13 protein-coding genes and 1 pseudogene are annotated in these 20,851 nt (G+C 68.6%); 6 read left to right on the plus strand and 8 right to left on the minus strand.

Features of this window, described 5'->3' with window-relative positions:
• Positions 1–72: 72 nt before the first annotated feature.
• A complete protein-coding gene (locus ACIBX3_RS11345; protein WP_397115645.1) occupies positions 73–813 on the minus strand; it encodes a FadR/GntR family transcriptional regulator in 741 nt (246 codons plus the stop codon).
• Between the two features lie 587 nt (positions 814–1,400).
• Between ACIBX3_RS11345 and ACIBX3_RS11350 the strand changes: the two genes are divergently transcribed.
• The 3 genes from ACIBX3_RS11350 to ACIBX3_RS11360 all read left to right on the plus strand — a co-directional run bounded on the left by ACIBX3_RS11350 (position 1,401) and on the right by ACIBX3_RS11360 (position 8,607).
• Complete coding sequence (locus ACIBX3_RS11350; protein ID WP_397115646.1) at positions 1,401–3,782, plus strand: ricin-type beta-trefoil lectin domain protein; 2,382 nt, start codon at positions 1,401–1,403, stop codon at positions 3,780–3,782.
• 122 nt (positions 3,783–3,904) lie between these two features.
• Entirely contained in the window at positions 3,905–6,730 is a 2,826-nt protein-coding gene (locus ACIBX3_RS11355) for a carbohydrate-binding protein (RefSeq protein WP_397115648.1), read from the plus strand.
• Positions 6,731–6,852: 122 nt separating this feature from the next.
• Positions 6,853–8,607 carry a ThuA domain-containing protein gene (locus ACIBX3_RS11360; protein WP_397115650.1) on the plus strand — a complete coding sequence of 585 codons (1,755 nt, stop codon included), beginning with the start codon at positions 6,853–6,855 and terminating at the stop codon, positions 8,605–8,607.
• Between the two features lie 154 nt (positions 8,608–8,761).
• Here the strand turns inward: ACIBX3_RS11360 and ACIBX3_RS11365 are convergent, their stop codons facing one another.
• Positions 8,762–9,016 carry a substrate-binding domain-containing protein gene (locus tag ACIBX3_RS11365; protein WP_397115652.1) on the minus strand — a complete coding sequence of 85 codons (255 nt, stop codon included), beginning with the start codon at positions 9,014–9,016 and terminating at the stop codon, positions 8,762–8,764.
• A gap of 19 nt (positions 9,017–9,035) precedes the next feature.
• On the opposite strand from ACIBX3_RS11365, the gene ACIBX3_RS11370 reads away from it, so the two are divergent.
• Positions 9,036–9,200, plus strand: a complete 165-nt coding sequence (locus tag ACIBX3_RS11370; protein ID WP_397115654.1) for a hypothetical protein — start codon at positions 9,036–9,038, stop codon at positions 9,198–9,200.
• A gap of 366 nt (positions 9,201–9,566) precedes the next feature.
• On the opposite strand, the pseudogene ACIBX3_RS11375 reads toward ACIBX3_RS11370, so the two are convergent.
• The 5 genes and pseudogenes from ACIBX3_RS11375 to ACIBX3_RS11395 all read right to left on the minus strand — a co-directional run.
• Positions 9,567–9,695 (minus strand): annotated as a pseudogene (locus ACIBX3_RS11375) (LacI family DNA-binding transcriptional regulator); the annotation flags it as partial.
• Positions 9,696–9,848: 153 nt separating this feature from the next.
• Positions 9,849–10,895, minus strand: coding sequence for an ABC transporter permease (locus ACIBX3_RS11380; protein WP_397115656.1), 1,047 nt, complete (start codon positions 10,893–10,895; stop codon positions 9,849–9,851).
• A complete protein-coding gene (locus tag ACIBX3_RS11385) occupies positions 10,888–12,456 on the minus strand; it encodes a sugar ABC transporter ATP-binding protein (RefSeq protein ID WP_397115657.1) in 1,569 nt (522 codons plus the stop codon). Before ACIBX3_RS11385 ends, ACIBX3_RS11380 begins: the two co-directional genes overlap by 8 nt.
• 33 nt (positions 12,457–12,489) lie before the next feature.
• The gene (locus ACIBX3_RS11390) at positions 12,490–13,569 is read right to left on the minus strand and encodes a sugar ABC transporter substrate-binding protein (RefSeq protein ID WP_397115659.1); all 1,080 of its coding nucleotides are present in this window, start codon (positions 13,567–13,569) and stop codon (positions 12,490–12,492) included.
• Between the two features lie 188 nt (positions 13,570–13,757).
• Positions 13,758–15,059 carry an enolase C-terminal domain-like protein gene (locus tag ACIBX3_RS11395; protein ID WP_397115661.1) on the minus strand — a complete coding sequence of 434 codons (1,302 nt, stop codon included), beginning with the start codon at positions 15,057–15,059 and terminating at the stop codon, positions 13,758–13,760.
• A gap of 344 nt (positions 15,060–15,403) precedes the next feature.
• Between ACIBX3_RS11395 and ACIBX3_RS11400 the strand changes: the two genes are divergently transcribed.
• Positions 15,404–16,117, plus strand: a complete 714-nt coding sequence (locus tag ACIBX3_RS11400; protein WP_397115663.1) for a FadR/GntR family transcriptional regulator — start codon at positions 15,404–15,406, stop codon at positions 16,115–16,117.
• A 618-nt stretch (positions 16,118–16,735) separates the two neighbouring features.
• The gene (locus ACIBX3_RS11405; RefSeq protein ID WP_397115665.1) at positions 16,736–20,215 is read left to right on the plus strand and encodes a ThuA domain-containing protein; all 3,480 of its coding nucleotides are present in this window, start codon (positions 16,736–16,738) and stop codon (positions 20,213–20,215) included.
• A gap of 128 nt (positions 20,216–20,343) precedes the next feature.
• On the opposite strand, the gene ACIBX3_RS11410 is transcribed toward ACIBX3_RS11405, so the two are convergent.
• Positions 20,344–20,793: an ATP-binding protein gene (locus tag ACIBX3_RS11410; RefSeq protein ID WP_397116383.1), complete on the minus strand. Its 450-nt coding sequence runs from the start codon at positions 20,791–20,793 to the stop codon at positions 20,344–20,346.
• Between the last annotated feature and the right edge of the window lie 58 nt (positions 20,794–20,851).

Raw genomic sequence — 20,851 nt, forward strand, 5'->3', positions numbered from 1 at the left:
AGGGCTGCCCGGAAACCGGTCGCCACAATCAGTGCGAATCGATTCGTCGCGACATGGCCGACCGCCGCCGGATCATTCGGATGAGGAGAAAAGGCGCTGCTGGATCTCTCGTCGGTAGTCGTCGAGGGTGTTGTCGATGTGCGTGGCGGCGGCCTGGGCAGCCGCTTCCGGGTCGCCGGCGCGGATGGCCTGGTAGATGGCGTCGTGCTCCTCGACGGCCTTGGCGGCGTGCCCGCCCACCGAGCCGCGCAGCCCGATGAGGTTCGACTGCGCCTGCAGCCTGCGGGCCTCCCGCACCGCGACCTGGAGGAACATGTTGTGCGAGGCCGTGGCGATGGCGGTGTGAAAGGTGTCGTCGCCCTCGTTGAACAGGTCCTCGCGTCCGGTCTCGAAGCCGTGGCGGCACACGCCGGCCGCCTCCTCGATGGCTCTCAGCTCCGCAGGGGTGGCGCGGCGGGCGGCCAGCCGGCTGGTCTCCATCTCCTGCGCCCGGCGGAACTCGAACAACATGTAGACGTGGTCGAGGTCGGTCGGGAGGAAGAAGGACGCCCAGCGCCCGGTGCCGAGCATCCCCTCGTCGTCGGCCACGTACAGGCCGCGGCCCTTCTGGGCGCGCACCCGGCCGAGCGCGGAGAGTATCTTCACCGCCTCGCGTACCACGGTGCGGCTGGTGCCCAGCTGCCGGGCCAGCTCGTTCTCAGTCGGCATGCGGTCGCCCGGACGCAGGCCGAGCCGGACGATCAATGCCAGTACCTGCTCGGCGGCCACCTCGTAGCCCGGCCGGTATCCGCTCTCACGCGGGGTGTCGGTCACCGTGCTTCCTCCTCGCCACTCCCTGCAAGAGTATGACTGATCGAGGTGGCCCTCCCAGGGGTCAGAGGCTGTCCGATCAGTACGACACATCTGAAAGGTTCATACGAGGACGGTCGGCTCGGGCGTCCATGGTGGCAGGCGTCGCCGCTGGTGAAGGAGCAGAGTGGCTGACCATGGCCAGGCCCTCGGTGTGTGGATGGCGAAATAAGCGGGCTTAAGGTCTTGACGGGCATCATGACTCGAACGTAATTAGATAGCGAGGCCCCCGGGGGACGCACTCCTTCGGGAACCTCCGCGGCCGGATCACATGGGCGCGGTGTGGAGGCGTTTCGCGGCCTTCCGCATCGTGGCCGGCCACGTCGACGTCCACAGCCTCGCTTCACCATGCGCCCCCTCGTGGTCGCATCAGTGAGGCGCGCCCATCTTGGGAGAAGCACGTGACCGATCGAACGAGCTACGTGGACGAGGCCGGCCTCGATCCGGCGCGGCCGTCCCAGGTCGACGACGGCCTCCACCTCAGAAGGGCGTCGCCTGCCTGAGGAGGAGGACCGACCCGACCACACCCCTACCCCCCAAAAGGAACCCCCGTGCCATTATCTTCGCCCGTCACGGCGCTGAGACCGGTCCTGACCGGCATCGTCGCCGCGGCGCTGGCCGCGGCGTTCGCCCTCGTCGCCCCGGCCACCCCGGCCCTCGCGGCCACCACGACCCTGTACGCGTCACCCGCCGGCACCGGCACCGCCTGCACCTCCGCCCAGCCGTGCTCGCTGTCCGCGGCGCAGACGGCGGTACGTTCGCTGAACGGCGCCATGTCCGGGGACATCGTCGTGGAGCTGGCCGACGGGGTGTACCGGCTCTCCGCGCCGCTCCGGCTGACCGCCGCCGACTCCGGGAACAACGGCTACACCGTCAAATGGCAGGCCGCGGCGGGGGCCGTTCCGGTCATCAGCGGAGCCAGGGCGGTCACCGGCTGGTCGTTGGCCGACTCCGCGAAGAACATCTGGCGCGCCGACGTCGGCGCCGGGATCGACACCCGGCAGCTGTACGTCGACGGCGCGCTCGCCACCCGGGCGCGCACCGCCGTCAACCGGTCCGACTTCACCGCGAACAGCACCGGGATGAGGTTCACCAGCGGCGCGCTGAGCTATCTGAACAACCTCGCCAACCAGGGCCGGGTCGAGATGGAGAGCGTCGGTTCGTTCACCGACCGGTACGCGCCGGTGCAGAGCATCAGCGGCAACCTCATCACGATGCGGCAGCCCGCCTGGAACAACAACAACTTCGGGTACGACACCTTCACCAGCCCGCACCGGGCGGGGCCGCTCTACCTGGTCAACGCCTACGAGTTCCTCGACTCGCCGGGGGAGTGGTACCTCGACCCCGCGACCGGCGCCCTGTCCTACATCCCGCTCGCCGGGCAGAACATGGGCAACGTCAGCGTGGAGCTGCCGGTGCTCCAGTCGCTGGTGCACGTGGGGGGAACCTACGACGCGCCCGCGCACCACATCACGTTCAGCGGGATCACCTTCACCGGCACGAGCTGGCTCGGCCCCAGCGGCAACCAGGGCTACGTGGACCAGCAGACCGGCGCCTACATGGCCGGCAACTGGAGCTGGCCCGCCTTCACCTCCTGCCATCAGGGCTGCCGCCAGTTCGAGGCGACCCGGCCGAACTGGTACCAGATGCCCGCCGCTGTGCAGGTCTCCGCGGCGAACACCGTCACCTTCACCGACTCGCGCTTCGTCAACCTGGGACAGACGGCCATCGGCATCGGCAATGACGCCAACGCGCACGCCGGCGGTGTCGGCCTGGGCGCCGCCGACATCACGGTCACCCGGTCGGAGATCGCCCGTAGCTCGGCCGGCGGCATCGTGGCCGGCGGCGTGCGCGCCGACGCGCACCACCCGAGTGACCAGCGGATGGTCAACCGGAACATCACCGTCAGCAACAACCGCATCCACGACCTCGGCCTGGACCACCGGGGCGTCGTCTCGGTCCTGACCACTTACGTCACCAACACCGACGTGTCCCACAACGAGGTCTACAACATGCCGTACACCGGCATGTCGATCGGGTACGGCTGGGGCGCCAACGAGCCGGGCGGCAGCACCCACTACGCCGACCGCGGCCTGTACGACTTCCAGCCGCGCTACACCACGCCCACCACCGCCTCCGGCAACCGGCTCATCGGCAACTACGTGCACGACGTCATGCAGCAGATGACCGACGGCGGCTGCATCTACACGCTGTCGTGGAACCCGGGCGCGGTGATCAGCGACAACCACTGCCTGCGCACCAACGGCTGGTTCGGCATCTACTTCGACGAGGGCTCCAGGTACTACACCGTCAGGAACAACGTGCTCTCGAACACCGGCACCTGGGCCACCGCCAACTACTGGTACGGCGAGAACATGGGCAATTTCACCGTCACCGGCAACTGGTCGACCAACGGCAGCACCAACGTGACCAACGGCGACCGCGGCAACGTGGTGAACAACAACGTCACCGTCACCAACGGCGCCTGGCCGGCCGGCGCCCAGGCCGTGATCGCGTCCGCCGGGCCCCAGGGCCGGCCTTCGGGGAGCACGAGTGCGTTCAAGGGTGTGGGATCGGGCCGGTGCCTGGACGTCAGCGGCGCCTCGCAGGCCAACGGCGCGCAGGCGCAGATCTGGGACTGCAACGGCCAGGCCAACCAGCAATGGACGTCGACCAGTTCCGGTGAGCTGCGCGTCTACGGCACCAAGTGCCTGGACGTCAACGGAGCCGGCACGGCGGACGGCACCAGCGTGATCATCTGGGACTGCAACGGCCAGAACAACCAGAAATGGCGCCTCAACGCCGACGGCACCATCACCTCCATCGGAGCGAACAAGTGCCTGGACGTGTCCGGCGCCGGCACCGCCAACGGCACCAGGACGCAGATCTGGACCTGCCACGGCGGAGCCAACCAGAAGTGGACCCGCGCCTGACACCGTCCGCCTGACGACAGGCCTCGTCTCCCACCGTGGCCAGAGGAGGCACTCCTCCGGCCACGAGCAGAATCCCGGGCGCCTTGCCCTGACTGGTCTTCCTGTTGCAGGAGGGAACACTCATGTCCCGACGTCCGTGGCTCACCTTGCTGACCACGATGGCGCTCATCATTCCCGGAGCACTCGCGCTCAACGCCTCCCCGGCGAACGCCTTGGTCATCCCGCCGTCCGACTACCAGCAGGTGTCGCTCGCGTCGGGCGGTGCGGAGCTGGGTGAGGCGATGTCGCTGGCCGTGATGCCGAACCGGTCGGTGGTGCACACGGCGCGCGACGGCACGGTGCGCGTCACCGATGTCAACGGCAACACGAAGGTGGCCGGCAGGCTCAACGTCTACTCTCACGACGAGGAGGGCCTGCAGGGTGTGGCGGTCGACCCCGGCTTCGCGTCGAACCGGCACCTCTGGCTCTACTACTCGCCGCGGCTGAGCACGCCGAACGGTGATGCGCCCAGCACCGGCACGCAGGCGCAGTTCGACCAGTGGAAGGGTGAGCTGTACCTGTCCCGGTTCACCCTCAAGCCGGACGACACTCTCGACATGACCAGCGAGAAGGTGGTCCTGCGGGTCCAGAACGACCGCGGCCAGTGCTGTCACGTGGGCGGGGACATCGACTTCGACGCCGCCGGAAACCTCTATCTGACCACCGGCGACGACACCAATCCCTTCGAGTCGAGCGGCTACTCCCCGCTGGACGAGCGGACCAACCGCAACCCGCAGTTCGACGCCCAGCGCTCGGCCGCCAACACCAACGACCTGCGCGGCAAGCTCCTGCGCATCAAGCCGCAGCCCGACGGCACCTACACGATTCCCAGCGGCAACCTGTTCCCGCAGGGGACGGCGAGGACCCGGCCGGAGATCTACGCGATGGGCTTACGCAACCCGTTCCGGATGAGCGTGGACAAGGCGACCGGCGTCGTCTACCTCGGCGACTACGGGCCGGACGCGGGTGTGACCAACTCCAACCGCGGGCCGAGCGGGCAGGTGGAGTTCGACCGCATCACCGGTCCGGGCAACTACGGCTGGCCGTACTGCACGGGCACGAACACCGCCGGCGAGACCTACAACGAATGGAACTTCGCCACCAACAGCACCGGCCCGAAGTACAACTGCGCGGGCGGCCCCACCAACAACTCCTTCCGCAACACCGGCCTGACCACGCTGCCTCCGGCGAAGCCGGCGTGGATCAGGTACGCGGGGGACGCCGGATCTCCGCCGGAGTTCGGCTCCGGGTCGGAGTCGCCGATGGGTGGCCCGGTCTACCGTTACGACCCGGACCTGAACTCGGCCGTCAAGTTCCCCCAGGTGCTCGACGGGCGGTATTTCGCCGGTGAGTACGGTCGGCGCTGGATCAAGGCGATCGAGGTCAAGCCGGACGGCGCCTACGGGGAGATCTCGGCGTTCCCCTGGTCGGGCACGCAGGTGATGGACATGGCTTTCGGTCCTGACGGGGCCTTGTACGTCCTCGACTACGGCACCGGGAACAACAACCAGGCGCTGTATCGCATCGAGTACATCGGCAACGCCAACCGTAATCCGATCGCCAAGGCGTCCGCCGACAAGACGTCGGGACCGGCCCCGCTGACGGTGAACTTCTCCTCGGCGGGCAGCTCCGACCCGGAGGGCGGCGCGCTGACCTACTCGTGGAACTTCGGCGACGGCACCACCTCCACGGCGGCGAATCCGAGCAAGACCTACACCACGAACGGCACCTACACGGCGACGCTGACGGTCCGGGACCCGCAGGGTCTCCCCGGCACGGCGAGCGTGATCGTGAACGTCGGCAACACCGCGCCGGCGGTCAGCCTCACCACCCCTGCCGACGGGCAGTTGTTCTCCTTCGGCGACACCGTGCCCTTCCAGGTCACCGTCAGCGACCCGGAGGACGGCACGATCGACTGCGCCGAGGTCACCGTCGCCTACTACCTCGGCCACGACAGCCACCGCCACAAGCTCACCACCAAGACCGGTTGCTCGGGCTCCATCGAGGTGCCGGCCGATGGTGAACATGACACCGCGGCCAACATCTACGGCGTCTTCGAGGCCTCCTACACCGACAAGGGCGGTCTGACCTCCACCAGCGCCCGTACGCTCCAGCCGCGGCACCGGCAGGCCGAGCACTTCGGCGCCCAGCAGGGCGTCCAGACGGCCGACCACGCCACCGCGGAAGGCGGCAAGACGGCCGGCTTCACCGACGACGGCGACTGGATCTCCTTCCAGCCGTACAACCTGGGCAACGCGACCAGGATCACCGCCCGGGTGTCCTCGGCCGGCGCGGGCGGCCGGATCGAGGTGCGGGCGGGCTCGGCGACGGGCACACTGCTGGGAACGGTGAACGTCGCGAGCACCGGCAGCTGGGACGTCTTCACCGACGTCTCGGCGAACCTCAGCGGCCCGCCGACCGGCACGACGACGCTGTACCTGGTCTTCCGCGGCGCGACCGGACAGGGCTACCTGTTCGACGTCGACGCCTTCACCCTCGACACCGGCACCCCGCCCTCCGGGAGCACGAGCGCCTTCAAGGGTGTGGGGTCGAACCGGTGCCTGGACGTCAACGGCGCCTCGCAGGCCAACGGCGCGCAGGCGCAGATCTGGGACTGCAACGGCCAGGCCAACCAGCAGTGGACCTCCACCAGCGCCGGTGAGCTGCGCGTCTACGGCGGCAAGTGCCTGGACGTGAACGGGGCCGGGACGGCGGACGGCACCGCCGTGATCATCTGGGACTGCAACGGGCAGAACAACCAGAAATGGCGCCTCAACGCCGACGGCACCATCACCTCCGCCGGAGCGAACAAGTGCCTGGACGTGTCCGGCGCCGGCACCGCCAACGGCACCAAGGCGAACATCTGGACCTGCACCGGAGGAACCAGCCAGAAATGGACCCGCGTCTGAGGCCACCCATCACCCCACCCGACCTCGACCGCACCGCGATCACCCCTTGACGTGACGCCCGGCGCGGCCCAGCGTCAGCGCCGAAAAGGGGCCGCCCCGGGCCCCGCGACGGAAGGACACTCATGCTGCGACATCTGACCCCCGCCGCGCTCGGGCGCATCGCGGGGAGCGCCCGAAAATCATCTGTGCTGCGACGCCTGTCGGTGACCGTGGTGGCGCTCACCGCCGCCGCCGCGACGGTGATCCCCGCCATCCCCGCCCAGGCCGCCGCCTTCAAGGTGCTGGTGTTCTCCAAGACGGCCGGGTTCCGGCACGACTCGATCCCGACCGGGATCCAGGCCATCCGCGACCTGGGGACCGCCAACGACTTCGCCGTCGACGCCACCGAGGACTCGAACGCCTTCAGCACGGCCGGCCTGGCCCAGTACAAGGCGGTGGTGTTCCTCAACACCACCGGTGATGTGCTGAACGACAACCAGCAGGCCGCCTTCCAGACATATGTGGACAGCGGGGGCGGTTACGTGGGGGTGCATTCGGCCGCGGACACCGAGTACAACTGGCCGTACTACGGGCAGCTGATGGGGGCCTGGTTCAACAACCACCCGGCGATCCAGCGGGCCACCGTACGGACCGAGGACCGGGCGCACGGCGCGACCGCCCACCTGGGGGCGACCTGGTCACGTACCGACGAGTGGTACAACTACCGCTCCAACCCCCGCCCGAACGTCCGGGTGCTGCAGAGCCTGGACGAGAGCAGCTACAGCGGCGGCGGCATGGGCGATCACCCGATCACCTGGTGCCACCCCCAGTCCTCCGGCCGCGCGTTCTACACCGGCCTGGGGCACACCCAGGAGTCGTACGCCGACCCGAACTTCCGCACGCTGCTGCTCGGCGGTATCCGGTACGCGGCCAAGGCCACCAACGCCGACTGCCGCCCGGAGACCGGTTACACGACGTTGTACAACGGGTCGACGACGGGCTGGTCGCAGGCCGGGCCGGGGTCGTTCGCCAACAGCGACGCCACACTGACCTCCCAGGGCGGCATGGGCATGCTGTGGTACGGCGCCAAGGAGTTCCGCTCCTACTCGCTCAAGCTCGACTGGAGGCTGACCGGCGACTCCAACTCGGGCGTGATCGTCGGGTTCCCGGCCACCGGCGACCCGAACGCGGCGCTCAACACCGGATATGAGGTGCAGATCGACGCGACCGACACCCCGGACAAAACGACGGGGGCGATCTATGGGTTCAAGGCGGCGGACATCGCCTCACGGGACGCGGCACTGAACCCGCCGGGTCAGTGGAACACCTATGAGCTGCTGGTGGAGGGTGAGCGGCTGCAGGTGTTCCTGAACGGCACGAAGATCAACGATTTCACCAACACCGATCCGGTCCGCTCGCTCCAGCAGGGCTACATCGGCATCCAGAACCACGGGTCCGGCGACGTGGTGTCGTTCCGCAACATCCGCATCAAGGAACTGAACTCGTCGAGCAGTACGAGTGCGCTGCGGGGTGCGGGGTCGGGCCGGTGCCTGAACGTCAGCGGCGCCTCGCAGGCCAACGGCGCGCAGGCGCAGATCTGGGACTGCAACGGGCAGGCCAACCAGCAGTGGACCTCCACCAGCGCCGGTGAGCTGCGCGTCTACGGCGGCAAGTGCCTGGACGTGAACGGGGCCGGGACGGCGGACGGCGCCGCGGTGATCATCTGGGACTGCAACGGGCAGAACAACCAGAAGTGGCGCCTCAACGCCGACGGCAGCATCACCGCGGTCGGGGCGAACAAGTGCCTGGACGTGTCCGGGTCCGGCACCGCCAACGGCACCAGGGTGCAGATCTGGACCTGCCACGGCGGAGCCAACCAGAAGTGGACCCGCGTCTGAGGCCATCCGTCCACAGCCCAGGAGAGTGGCCAAAGCTTCAGTACTCGGCGGGATGTCCTGCTCCGGTGGATGTCTTCGCACCTGACAGGACGGCCGGCGTGGCCCCGATCGGGGCCACGTCCGGAGGCCTCTCCCTTTTCGTCCAGTCCGCCGATCAGCGCGGGCGTGCGGGTCCGGTCGTTCCGCGCAGGGAGATCGGCGGGGCGACGAGGACATGGCGGTGCCGGGTGGCGGGATCGGCGATGCGCTGGATGAGCAGCTCCACGGCCTGGGCGCCGAGCTCGTCGGCGGGCACGTCGGCGGCGGTGAGCGGCGGGTGCAGGTTCTCCGCCCAGTGCCGGGCGGCAACGCCCGCGACGGAGAAGTCCCTGGGTACGGCCAAGCCCGCCTGCGCCAGCGCGCGGTACATGCCCGGCAGGGCGGCCTCGTTGACGGTCGCGATTCGCGGTGAGGTCAGGATGCTCGGCCACGGTCCGTGCGAAGCCCGCCTGGGCCCGGTGGCCGGGGCCGTACCCGGCGGCCACCAGCTCGGCGGAGCGGTTGACCAGGGCGACGCGGCGGTGGCCCAGGTCGGCCAGGTGGTGCACGCATAGGGCGACCAGCATCTCGTAGTCGATGTCCACCCAGGACATCTCTTCGGGGCGGCTGGTGCGGCCGATGCCGACGAACGGCACGCCGATCTGCCGCAGGCCAGTGACGCGGTCGTCCTCCAGCCGGATCTCCATGACGATGACGCCGTCCACGCGTCCGCCGCTCACCGTGCGCTCGAAGGAGCGGTCGTGCTCGCCCCCGGAGGGGGACAGCAGGACGTCGAGGTCGGCGCGTGCGGCGGCGTCGACGACGCTGGCGACGAAGCCGAGCTGCATGTCGGTGAGGCGTCGGCCGGCCGGAGGGATGACCAGCCCGATGGTGCGGGTCCTGCCCTCCTTGAGCGCCTTGGCTGTGGCGTTGGGACGGTAGCCCAGCTCGTCGATGACCGCCTGGACGCGCCGTCGTGTCTCCTGCGACACCGGGCGCTTGCCGCTCAGAGCGTAGGAGACGGTGCTGCGCGACACACCTGACCGCCTGGCGATCTCCCCAATGTTCACCGGCGCTCCTCACCTGATTGCTCCGCCTGGGCCCGCCTGACGCGGGAGGCCATTCGCTTGCGCAGCATCTCGGCCGGGTCATCGCGCGCCCGGCCCCGGCCTGGGGCGGCGGTCTGATCGCCGCGATCGACAGGGTCCGCCCGCCTCCTCTGGTCATTCTTGGACCTTTCCTCCGGTGATGCGGGAGATGACCAGGGCGATGAGGATGATCGCACCGTTGAGGGCGCCGATCCACTGGGCGGGGACGCCCCCGAGGGTGAGCACGTTCTGGATCAGGTAGAGGAGCAAGACGCCGGTGAATGCTCCGAAGATCGTTCCCTTTCCACCGTTCAGGCTGATGCCGCCGATGACGGCGGCGGCGAAGACCGTGAAGATGTAGCCGTTGCCCTGGGCGGAGGCGACTGAGGCCAGCCGGCCGGACAGCAACAACCCGCTGAGCGCGGCCAGAAGGCTCGCCGTGACGATGACGATCCACAGCACGCGGTCGGTGCGGATGCCGGCCGCCTTCGCGGCGTTCACGTTGCCGCCGATGGAGTACAGCGACCGGCCGAAGCCGGTGAAGCCGAGTACCACGATCCCGATCGCGAACAGCGCCAAGCAGATCCAGATGGAGGCGGGGACGCCGAGCCACTGGGTCGTACCGAGGTACATCATCGATTCGGGCAGCTGGAAGAACGTCTGCCCACCGGAGATCCCGGTCAGGATGCCTCGTAGCACGATGAGCATGCCGAGCGTGACGATGAAGCCGTTGAGCCCGAACCGGATGATGAGCAGCGCGTTGACGGCGCCCACCAGCAGACCGACGGCGAGGGTGACAGGAACCGCCCACGCGCCCGGAAGCAGGCCGAGGCCGTGCCCCGCGCCCGCGGACACGGTGAGCCAGGCGGCCACCCCCGGCGCCAGCCCCATGGTGGACTCCAGCGAAAGGTCCATCTTCTTGACGACCAGCACCATGGTCTGCGCGAGGACCAATATCGCGATCTCCGACATGGTCTGCAGGATGTTGACGATGTTGTCGGGTTGCAGGAATACCGGGCTGACGAGCTGTCCTACAATCCCGATGACGATGATCGCGGGGATGAGCGCCAGATCGCGCAGACGCGCGAAGGCGATCCGGCGCCGTTCGCCGCCGGCCGAGGGCGGATCGGCTCCCGGCGTGCCGGGGGTGGCGCCGTGGCCCGCGGTCGCGGTCTCATGCATCGAGGTCCACTCCTTCCATCGCGGCCACGAGGTCGTGGTCGTGCCAGCCACTGGCCATCTCGGCGACCACGCGGCCCTTGAACATCACCAGGACGCGGTCGCACATTCGCAGGTCGTCCAGCTCGTCGGACGCGATGAGCGCGCCCGTGCCCGACCGGACGATCTCCTCGACCTTGCCGAGGAGGAATTCCTTGGACCGCACGTCGACGCCGGCGGTCGGGTTGATGAGGACAAGCAGCCGGGGGTCGTTGGCCATCGCCCGAGCCATGACGACTTTCTGCTGGTTACCTCCGGAGAGTCCGGAAACCGGAAGAGCAGGTCCTGGAGTCTTGATCGCCAACCGCTCGATCATGGATCGGGCGAGAGCGTCCCGGCGACGCCCGCTGATGAATCCCGACGGACCAAGCCGCTCGGGAATCGTCAGAGTGCTGTTGTCCGCGATGGACATCTCGGGCACGAAGCCCTGATCGTGGCGGTCCTGCGGGACGAACCCGGCTCCGGCCGCCAGGGCGGCGGACACGCGGCCGGGCCGTGGGCGCCGTCCGGCGATCTCCACGGCGCCCGCCCCGGCAGCGCGCAGGCCGACGACCGTCTCGGCCACCTCGGTACGGCCGCTGCCCGCCGCGCCGGCCAGACCGACGATCTCACCCGCACGGACCTGGAACGACACATCGTCGTACACGCCCTCCACGGACAGACCCTCGACGCTGAGCACGTGCTCCCCGCCGGGCCGGTGCGCGGCTTCACGCCCGTGCTGTTCCGCGGCTGTGGCGGCCTCGCCGGTCATCGCCGCGACCAATTCCGCGCGCGGCAGCCGCTCCACGGGCGCGGTGAGGATGTGGCGCGCGTCCCGGAAGACCGTCACCATGTCGCAGATCTCGTAGATCTCCTGCAGGTGGTGACTGATGAAGAGGAACGTGACGCCCTGCTGCTGGAGATCCCGGATACGGCCGAAGAGCCGGGCGATCGCGGCGGCGTCCAGCTGGGCCGTCGGCTCGTCGAGGATGATGAAGCGCGCGCCGAACGACAGCGCCCTGGCGATCTCGACGAACTGCCGTTGCTCGATGGTGAGGTCTCCCGCCCTCGTTCCGGCGCTCACGTTCACCGACCAGCTCTCCAGCAGCTCCCGGGCTTGGCGGCGGAGCGTGCGCCAGCTGATCAGTCCGGCGCGGCCCCGGCTGTACCGGTTGAGGAACAGGTTCTCGGCGACCGTCAGCTCGGGGATGATCGTCGATTTCTGGTAGACGCAGGCCACCCGCTGCCGCCAGGCGTCGCGGTCGGCGAGTCGTGGCGCGGGCTGCCCGCCTAAGGCCAGCGCCCCTTCATCCGGCGCCTGCAGACCGGTCAGGATCGACACCAGGGTCGACTTGCCGGCCCCGTTGCGCCCGACCAGCGCGTGTGTCTCACCCGGCATGACCGTGATCCGTGCGCCGTCGAGCGCCAACGTCGAACCGAACCGCTTGGTGATGCCCGTAGCCTCGGCGACGGGTGACCCTGCCAGGGGCCACCCGCCGCCGCTCGGGGCTGGACCGGAGCTCGTCGCCGGCTCCTGATCGCCCATATCAACCGCCTTCCTTCTCCCGCCGGCCTCCGGTCAGCCGAGGTTGTTGCCCCACAGGGACTGGTCGTCGCTCTTCATGCTCTTGACGCCGCCGTAGGTGCCGCCGTCGGAGGTGACGAGGGGGGCCGAGAGCTGGTCCTCCAGCAGGCCTGGGCGGACCTGGATGATGGTGCTGTCGTGATCGGTCGGGCCAGGCTGGAACGTCTTGCCGTCGATCGCGGCCTTGAGGTAGTGCAGGGCGTACTTGGCGTAGAGGTCGGCCGGCTGCGAGACGGTCGCGTCGATCTTGCCCTCGGCGATGTTCTTGAGCTCCTCTGGGATGCCGTCGTTGGAGACGACGAAGACGTGCTTGGGGTCGTCCGGCTTCACCAGCAGCCCCCGCTGCTGCAGCACCTGCAGCGTCCCGGCGAGCGCGAAGCTCGACTGCATGTAGACGCCCTTGATGTCGGGGTTGGCGATGAGGTCCGTCTGCAGCTTCTGCGCGGCGATCGCGCCGTCCCAGTTCGTGGCCTCTCCGATGACCGTGATGCCGGGGTAGTTCTTCTTCATGCATTCGTTGAAGGCCTCGGTGCGGTCGCGGCCGTTGATCGAGGCGAGGTCGCCCTGCAGCATGACGACCTTGCCTTTGCCGCTGAGCTTGGTGCCGAGGAACTGGCAGGCCTTCTCGCCGTACGCACGGTTGTCGGCCCGTACGACCATGTAGACGTCCCCGGTGTCGGGCCGGGTGTCGACAGTGACAACGGGGATCTTCTTCGCGGCGAGTTGCTGGAGGGTCGGGGCGATGGCAGCGGTGTCCTGAGGTGCCATCGCGACGCCCTTCACGCCCTGACTCATGAACGTCTGCGTGTTGGCGGTCAACTTGGCGACGTCGTTCTGGGAGTTGGTGGTCTTGATGTCCAGGCCGAGCTGCTTGGCGTACTCGGGGGTGTACTTGATGTAGGAATTCCAGAAGTCGGTGTCGGAGCGCGGGTAGTCGACGCCCACCACGGGGGAGCCGCCGCCGTTGGTCGCCGCGGTGCCGGAGCCGCCGCCGGAGCCGCCACCGCAGGCCGAGAGGAGGGAGACGACCAGGCAGGAGCCAATGCCAGCCACGGTTGCCGACCTGAGTTTCATGTGTTCTCCTTGCCGCTGATCTCGGCCTCGCCGAGGAACACGGTTGATGCTGGGTCAGTTACGCGGACGGATGCGCAGGCCGCTCATGCCGCCGTCCACGGCAAGATCGGGGTTCCTGTTGTGACCACGGCGAGCTCAGGCGCCGCCGGTGACGATCGCGGCCGGGCCCGCCGATTCCTGCGGGCCGTTCATCGGGTGACCGCCCATTCCTGGCCGTCTGGGTAGCGGTGGCGGGCGACGGACTCCGGGTGGAGCTGGGCGCCGATGCCCGGAGTCACCGGGGCGCGGTAGCGGCCTTCACGGATCCGGACCGGGTCGGTGAAGTGTTCGTGCAGGTGGTCGACGTACTCGATCACCCGGTCCTCGGTGCTGCCGCTCACCGCGACGTAGTCGAACATGGCGAGGTGCTGGACCATCTCGCACAGTCCGACGCCGCCGGCGTGCGGGCAGACCGGGACGCCGAACTTCGCGGCGAGCAGCAAGATGGCGACATTCTCGGTGACGCCCGCCACCCTGCTCGCGTCCATCTGCAGGATGTCGATCGCGCCGGCCTGGAGCAGCTGCTTGAACATCACCTTGTTGTGGGTGTGCTCGCCGGTTGCCACCTTCATCGGCGCCACGGCCTGGCGGATCGCCGCGTGGCCGAGGATGTCGTCGGGCGAGGTGGGCTCCTCGATCCAGTACGGCTCGTACTGTGCGAGCGGCCGAAGCCATTCGATGGCCTGGGGAACGCCCCAGGCCTGGTTGGCGTCGATGGCGATGCGGATGTCAGGACCGACGGCCGAGCGGGCCAGTGCGAGGCGACGCAGATCGCTCTCCTGATCGGCGCCGACCTTCAGTTTGATCTGGGTGAAGCCCTCGACGACCGCCTGCTTGGCCAGACGGGTGAGTTTGTCGTCGGTGTAGCCGAGCCAGCCGGGGGTGGTGGTGTAGGCGGGGTACCCGTGCGCGAGCAGGTGGCGCGTCCGCTCGGCCCGGCCGGGTTCGGCACGCCGGAGGACGGCCAGGGCCTCCTCGCGCGTCAGCGCGTCCTGCAAGTACCTGAAGTCGATCAGGTCGACGAGCCGCTCCGGGGACATCTCCGCCAGCAGGCGCCATACGGGCTTGCCTTCCCGGCGGCCGTAGAGATCCCAAATCGCGTTGTCGATGGCGGCCACCGCCATGTGGATGATGCCCTTCTCCGGGCCGAGCCACCGCAGCTGGCTGTCACCGGTGAGCCTGCGGGAGAACGCGCCCAGGTCGGCGAGCACCTCCTCCACCGGCAGGCCGACCACCAGCGGCGCCAGGGCCTTCACGGCGGCGACCTGGAGATCGTTGCCGCGGCCCACGGTGAACGCCAGTCCGTAGCCCTCGCCACCCGTGCTGGTGCGGACCGTCACGTAGGCGGCGGAGTAGTCCGGTTCGGGGTTCATCGCGTCGGAGCCGTCGAGATGGCGTGAGGTGGGAAACCGGACGTCCACCGCCTCGACGGCGCTGATCACCTCAGTCACGGGGGGCGGCGCCTTCCCCGCGGCCTCTCACGGTCGCGTCGGTCATCGGTGCCGGTTTCTCGGTGCGTTTCGTTTGCGTGAAGGCTGCGCTACGTCCGTTCTTCGACATGGGATGGATTTATAGCACCACGGGATGTCCTGTCTAGGCTTGTCGCCCAGATTCTGGTATATGTGCAGGTGATGAGGTCGATGCTGATCGACCGGTGTGCGGCCGATCGCATCAGGCATGGGATGTCTCCCGTAAAAACATGGGATGTCACTATTGCTCTGCGAGAACAAACCGATCACAACGTCCGGCCCTCCTCCCGTGAAGGCCGGACCGCCCCGGGGGACCGTCGATGTCATTGACCGACAAAGCCATCACGCGGATTCGCGAGCTCATCCAGTCTGGAGAGTTGCCGCCCGGTTCCAAGCTGCCGCCCGAGCAGCAGTTGGCCACCGAACTCGGCCTGTCGCGCAACCTCATGCGCGAGGCCGTCAAAGCGCTGGTCGTCGCCCGCGTCCTGGAGATACGCCGAGGTGACGGTACCTATGTGACCAGCCTCGAACCGAGCCTGCTGCTCGGAGGGGTCGGCGGCGCGGTCGAACTGCTCCAGGGCGACGTGCTTCTGGAGGTCACCGAGGTGCGGCGGCTGTTCGAACCCCTGGCCACCGGGCTGGCCGCGGCACGGATTTCCGCCCAGCAGCTCCGCGAGGTCGAGCGGCATCTCGCCGCCATGCGCGAGGCGCGTGACGACGTCGAACTGCTGAACCGGCACGACGCCGCGTTCCACCGGGCGGTCATCGCCGCCACGGGCAACCAGACCTTGGCGACCCTTCTCGAGGGCATCGCCGGGCGTACGCTTCGGGCCCGGGTGTGGCGCGGACTGGTGGACGGCAACGCCGCCGCCCGCACGCTCGCCGAACACGAGGCCATCTACGAAGCGCTGGTTGAAGGCGACGCGGCGCTGGCCGAGGCCGCGGCGCGCATGCACGTCAGCACAACGGAGCGCTGGCTGCGCGCACACCTCCAACAGGGCGGGACGTCGACCGCCGACGGCGGCACGCTGCGATCCTGACACCGTCCTCATGGACACCCCGCGACCTGTCCCGGCCGGCCTCCGACACCGACGGCCGGTTCCTTTCGGGCGGCGGCGTCGAACGCGCCCGCGCGGCGGACGACACGGTGCTCGTCCCGCGTGCTGCGCCGCGCCTATCCCGGTCGCGAGGGCTTGAAAGTTTCATACTCATAGCGCGCCTGGATCATCCGAGGTATATCGCCAATCCTCGCCGGGTTCGGAGCGGTGGGACAGGGATCGGCACCATCGGCACGGCCTGAAATGCGGATTCCCCGGAGAGGCAGCGAGACCCTTGCTTCGTGGAGCGGGAAGGGCGCCCCTGGTTCGCTGGATAAGCATGCTTGACAGCTGTGTTCGGCCAGACCTATTTTCCTTCCGAATCGATTCGACACCTGTCGCATGACCAGGTCCGCCGTCCACCGCCACGCGCCGTCCACCAGGGAGGAAAGCGTGCCGGCTGCGCCAGCCGGACGCCGTCCAGCGGCCGTGGCGTCCTCGCCGGAGACCGGCCCGGCGAACCGCACGCCGGGCCCGGCACGACGATCCCCCGAGCCGAGACGACGCATGCCTTCTCGCCTTCAACTCCGACCGTTGCCGGTAACCCCCAGGAGATCCTTCATGCGAACATCACGCCTGCTTCCCGCCCTGGCCGCAGCCTTATTAGGGCTGTTGCTGTCCGCGGTGCCGCCGGCGGCGCACGCGGCCGCTCCGCAGTTCAAGGTGCTCCTGTTCACCGAGACGGCGAGCGGCGCCTTCCGGCACGACTCCATCCCCGCCGGTGTCGCGATGTTCCAGCAGATGGCGACCGACGACAACTTCCAGCTCGACCACAGCGAGAACTCCGCCGTCTTCACGACCGCGACCCTGAACACCTACGACGCGGTGATCATGTTCCAGACCAGTGGCATGGTGTGGGACAACGACGCCCAACGTCAGGCCTTCCAGACATATGTGCGCAGCGGCCGCGGCGTCGTCGCGATCCACAACGCCACCGACATGAACATCGAGGCGCAGTTCCCCTGGTGGGACCAGGTCGTGCTGGCCGGCGCGCACATGACAGCGCATTCGGCGATCCTGCAGGGCACCGCCAAGGTGGCCGACAAGGTTCACCCCTCCACGAAGGGGCTGCCGGATCGGTGGGTGCGTCCGGAGGAGTGGTACAACTTCGACAAGAACATGCGCGGCTCGGTGCACGTACTGGTGACCGCGGACGAGACCACCTATGACGCGGGGCCGAGCAAGATGGGCGCCGACCACCCGATCTCCTGGTGTCACAACCCGGAGGGCGGCCGGGTGTGGGCCACCGCGATGGGTCACCAGGCGTCCTCCTATTCGGAGCCGATGTTCAAACAGCACCTGCTGGGTGGGGTGAAGTGGGCGGCGGGCGCGGAGCCGGGTGACTGCGGCGGCACGGCCGCGGCCCGGTTCCAGAAGGTGACCCTCGACGGGGCACCGGACCAGCCGATGGAACTGGACGTGGCCGCCGACGGCAGGGTCTTCTACATCTCGCGCTCCGGCAAGGTGAACATGATCCCCGCCAATGGCGGGGGCACGCGCGTCATCGCCACCCTGCCGGTGTACGACGGCGGCGAGGACGGCGGCATCGGGCTGGCGCTGGATCCGAACTTCGCCACCAACGGCTGGATCTACGTCAACTATTCGCCGTCCAACGGCGGTGAGGTGAACCGGGTATCGAGGTTCGCCTTCAACGGCACCAGCCTCGACTTGGCGAGCGAGAAGAAGATCATCGAGGTTCCGGCGTACCGCAACGTCGACGAGCCCGGCCACACCGGCGGCTACCTCGCGTTCGGCCCGGGCGGCAACCTGTACATCGGCCCGGGTGACGACACCAATCCCAACGGGTCCAGCGGCTACACCCCGATCGACGAGCGGCCGGGCCGGGAGCATTACGACGCCCAGCGGTCCTCGGCCAACACCGACGACCTGCGCGGCAAGATCCTGCGCATCCACCCCGAGCCCGACGGCACCTACACGATTCCGTCCGGCAACCTGTTCGCGGCCGGCACCGCCAAGACGCGGCCGGAGATCTACGCGATGGGCTTCCGCAACCCGTTCCGCTTCTCGGTCGACAAGGTGACCGGCTGGATTTCGGTGGGTGACTACGGCCCCGACGCGGGCGCCGCGAACTCGAGCCGCGGTCCCGAGGGCACCGTCGAGTGGAACCTGATCAAGCAGCCGGGCTTCTACGGCTGGCCGTACTGTGTCGCTGACAACATCCCGTACAACGACTTCAACTTCGCCACCAACACCTCCGGCGCGAAGTTCAACTGCTCGGCGCCGGTCAACAACTCGCCCAACAACACCGGCCTGACCAACCTGCCCGCGGCCAAGCCCGCGACGGTCTGGTACAACTACCACGCCTCGGCCGAGTTCCCCGAGATCAACTGCTGCGGCGGTGCCGGCCCGATGGGGGGCCCGTTCTACCGCTACGACCCGGCCAGCGGCTCTGACCGCAAGTTCCCCGAGTATTTCGACGGCACGCCGTTCTTCTATGAATGGAGCCGCAACTTCGTCAAGGAGTTCCGCCTGGACTCCTCGGGCAACCTCCTGAAGATCAACCCCTTCGTGGCACAGCTCGCCCCGCATGCGCCGATCGACATGAAGTTCGGCCCGGACGGCGCCATGTACATGGCCGACTGGGGCAACGGCTTCGGCCACGCGAACACCGATGACAGCATCTACCGCGTCGACTACGTGGCCGGAAACCGCGCACCCCTGGCCAAGGCGAGCGCCAACCCCGACTCGGGCGCGGCGCCGCTGACGGTGGCGTTCTCCTCGGCCGGCTCATCCGATCCCGACGGCGACGCGATCACCTACGCGTGGGACTTCGGCGACGGCGGGACCTCCACCAGCGCCAACCCGTCCCACACCTACAACACCAACGGCACCTACACGGTCAAGCTGACCGTACGGGACTCCGGTGGGAAGACGGGCAGCGTCACGTTGCCCCTCGCTGTCGGCAACACCCGTCCCAACGTCGCCTTCTCGGCTCCGCCCGACGGCGGGTTCATCGACTTCGGCGACCAGGTGGCCTACACGGTGAACGTCACCGACCCCGAGGACGGCGCCGTCGACTGCACCAAGGTCAACGTCATCACCGCGCTCGGCCATGACCAGCACACCCACGACACCGGTCAGTACACCGGCTGCTCCGGAACGGTCACGACCACCGCCTCCGGGCATGACGAGGCCTCCAACGTCTACTACGCCCTGTCCGCCGACTACACCGACGAGGGCGGCCTGGAGGGCAGCACCGGCATCACGCTGCAGCCCAAGCACAAGCAGGCCGAGCACTTCACCGGCTCGTCCGGAATCCGGATCATCGATGAGCCCGGAGCCGAGGGCGGAAGGCGCATCGGCGACGTCTCCAACAACGACTGGATCTCCTTCAGGCCGATCAACCTGTCCGGGATCGACACAGTGTCCTTCCGTGTCTCGGCGCCGTCCAGCACCGGGGCGTCCATCGAGCTGCACGCCGACTCGCCGACCGGGGCGCTCATCGCCGCCGGCCCCGTGCCGGCGACCGGAGGATGGAACACCTACGTGTCCCTGCCCGCGGTGCGGGTCACCGACCCCGGTGGCACCCGTAATGTCTACGTCGTGTTCAAGGCGCCGTCGGCGAACTCGTTCGATGTGGACTCGTTCACCTTCAACGGCAGGGGCGTCGGGCAGGGTGGCCCGCCCTCGGACAGCACGAGCGCGCTGCGGGGTGCGGGATCGAACCGGTGCCTGGACGTCAACGGCGGCTCGCAGACGAACGGCGCCCAGGTGCAGATCTGGGACTGCAACGGGCAGTCCAACCAGCAGTGGACGTCGACCAGCGCGGGCGAGCTGCGGGTGTACGGCACCAAGTGCCTGGACGTGAACGGGGCGGGGACGGCGGACGGCACCGCGGTGATCATCTGGGACTGCAACGGCCAGAACAACCAGAAGTGGCGCCTCAACGCCGACGGCACCATCACCGCCGTCGGGGCGAACAAGTGCCTGAACGTCAGCGGCGCCGGCACCGCCAACGGCGCCAGGGTGCAGATCTGGGACTGCAACGGCCAGAACAGCCAGAAGTGGACCCGCGTCTGATCTCAATGTGACGCCCGAACCCTGGAGCCGGCCTGCCCTTTTGCGGACCGGCTCCGGCGGCCTGACCGGCGTGCCGCAGGTACCCGCCGACGCTGATTGCCGCGAAGGAGTCCGGCGCCGGAAAGGGCTCAGGCGGCGATCGGCGCCAGGGCGTCCAGGGACTCGACGTCGGCGTCGGCGAACTCGGGAAGCTCGAACCACATGGCCTTGCCGCGAGCAGTGGGCACGCCGCCCCAGCCATGGGAGAGCACGTCGACCAGGAACAGCCCGCGCCCGTCCTCCGCATCCAGGTCGGCGGCACTCATACGCGGCAGTTCGGGATCGGCATCCTCGACCTCGCAACGCAGCAGGCCGTCCCTGGTGAAGAAACTGAGCCGAACCCGCCCACGCCCGTGGTCGAGCGCGTTGCCGACCAGCTCGCTCACCAGCAGCTCGGCCACCTCGACCTGGTTTTCGAAACCCCAATCGGCCAGCGTGGCGCGGGTCAGCCGCCGCGCCGTGGCCGCTGAGCCGAGCTCGTCGGCCAGCCACCACGAGACCTGCGAAGACCACGCCATCTCGAACTCCCCCGTATGCATGTAGCTCACATCATGAGAATGCCTTGGTGAGCCAGCGCGAGAAAGGTGAGAACTCCCG

The organism is Nonomuraea sp. NPDC049480 (assembly GCF_044465905.1).
Lineage (GTDB): Bacteria > Actinomycetota > Actinomycetes > Streptosporangiales > Streptosporangiaceae > Nonomuraea.

What these genes read in the sequence shown, in the direction of transcription:
- ACIBX3_RS11355 (WP_397115648.1), top strand. Translation starts at nt 3,905, where the DNA reads ATGTCCCGACGTCCGTGGCTCACCTTGCTGACCACGATGGCGCTCATC.
- ACIBX3_RS11360 (WP_397115650.1), top strand. Translation starts at nt 6,853, where the DNA reads ATGCTGCGACATCTGACCCCCGCCGCGCTCGGGCGCATCGCGGGGAGC.
- ACIBX3_RS11365 (WP_397115652.1), bottom strand. Translation starts at nt 9,016, where the DNA reads ATGTACCGCGCGCTGGCGCAGGCGGGCTTGGCCGTACCCAGGGACTTC.
- ACIBX3_RS11380 (WP_397115656.1), bottom strand. Translation starts at nt 10,895, where the DNA reads ATGCATGAGACCGCGACCGCGGGCCACGGCGCCACCCCCGGCACGCCG.
- ACIBX3_RS11385 (WP_397115657.1), bottom strand. Translation starts at nt 12,456, where the DNA reads ATGGGCGATCAGGAGCCGGCGACGAGCTCCGGTCCAGCCCCGAGCGGC.
- ACIBX3_RS11390 (WP_397115659.1), bottom strand. Translation starts at nt 13,569, where the DNA reads ATGAAACTCAGGTCGGCAACCGTGGCTGGCATTGGCTCCTGCCTGGTC.
- ACIBX3_RS11405 (WP_397115665.1), top strand. Translation starts at nt 16,736, where the DNA reads ATGCGAACATCACGCCTGCTTCCCGCCCTGGCCGCAGCCTTATTAGGG.
- ACIBX3_RS11410 (WP_397116383.1), bottom strand. Translation starts at nt 20,793, where the DNA reads ATGCATACGGGGGAGTTCGAGATGGCGTGGTCTTCGCAGGTCTCGTGG.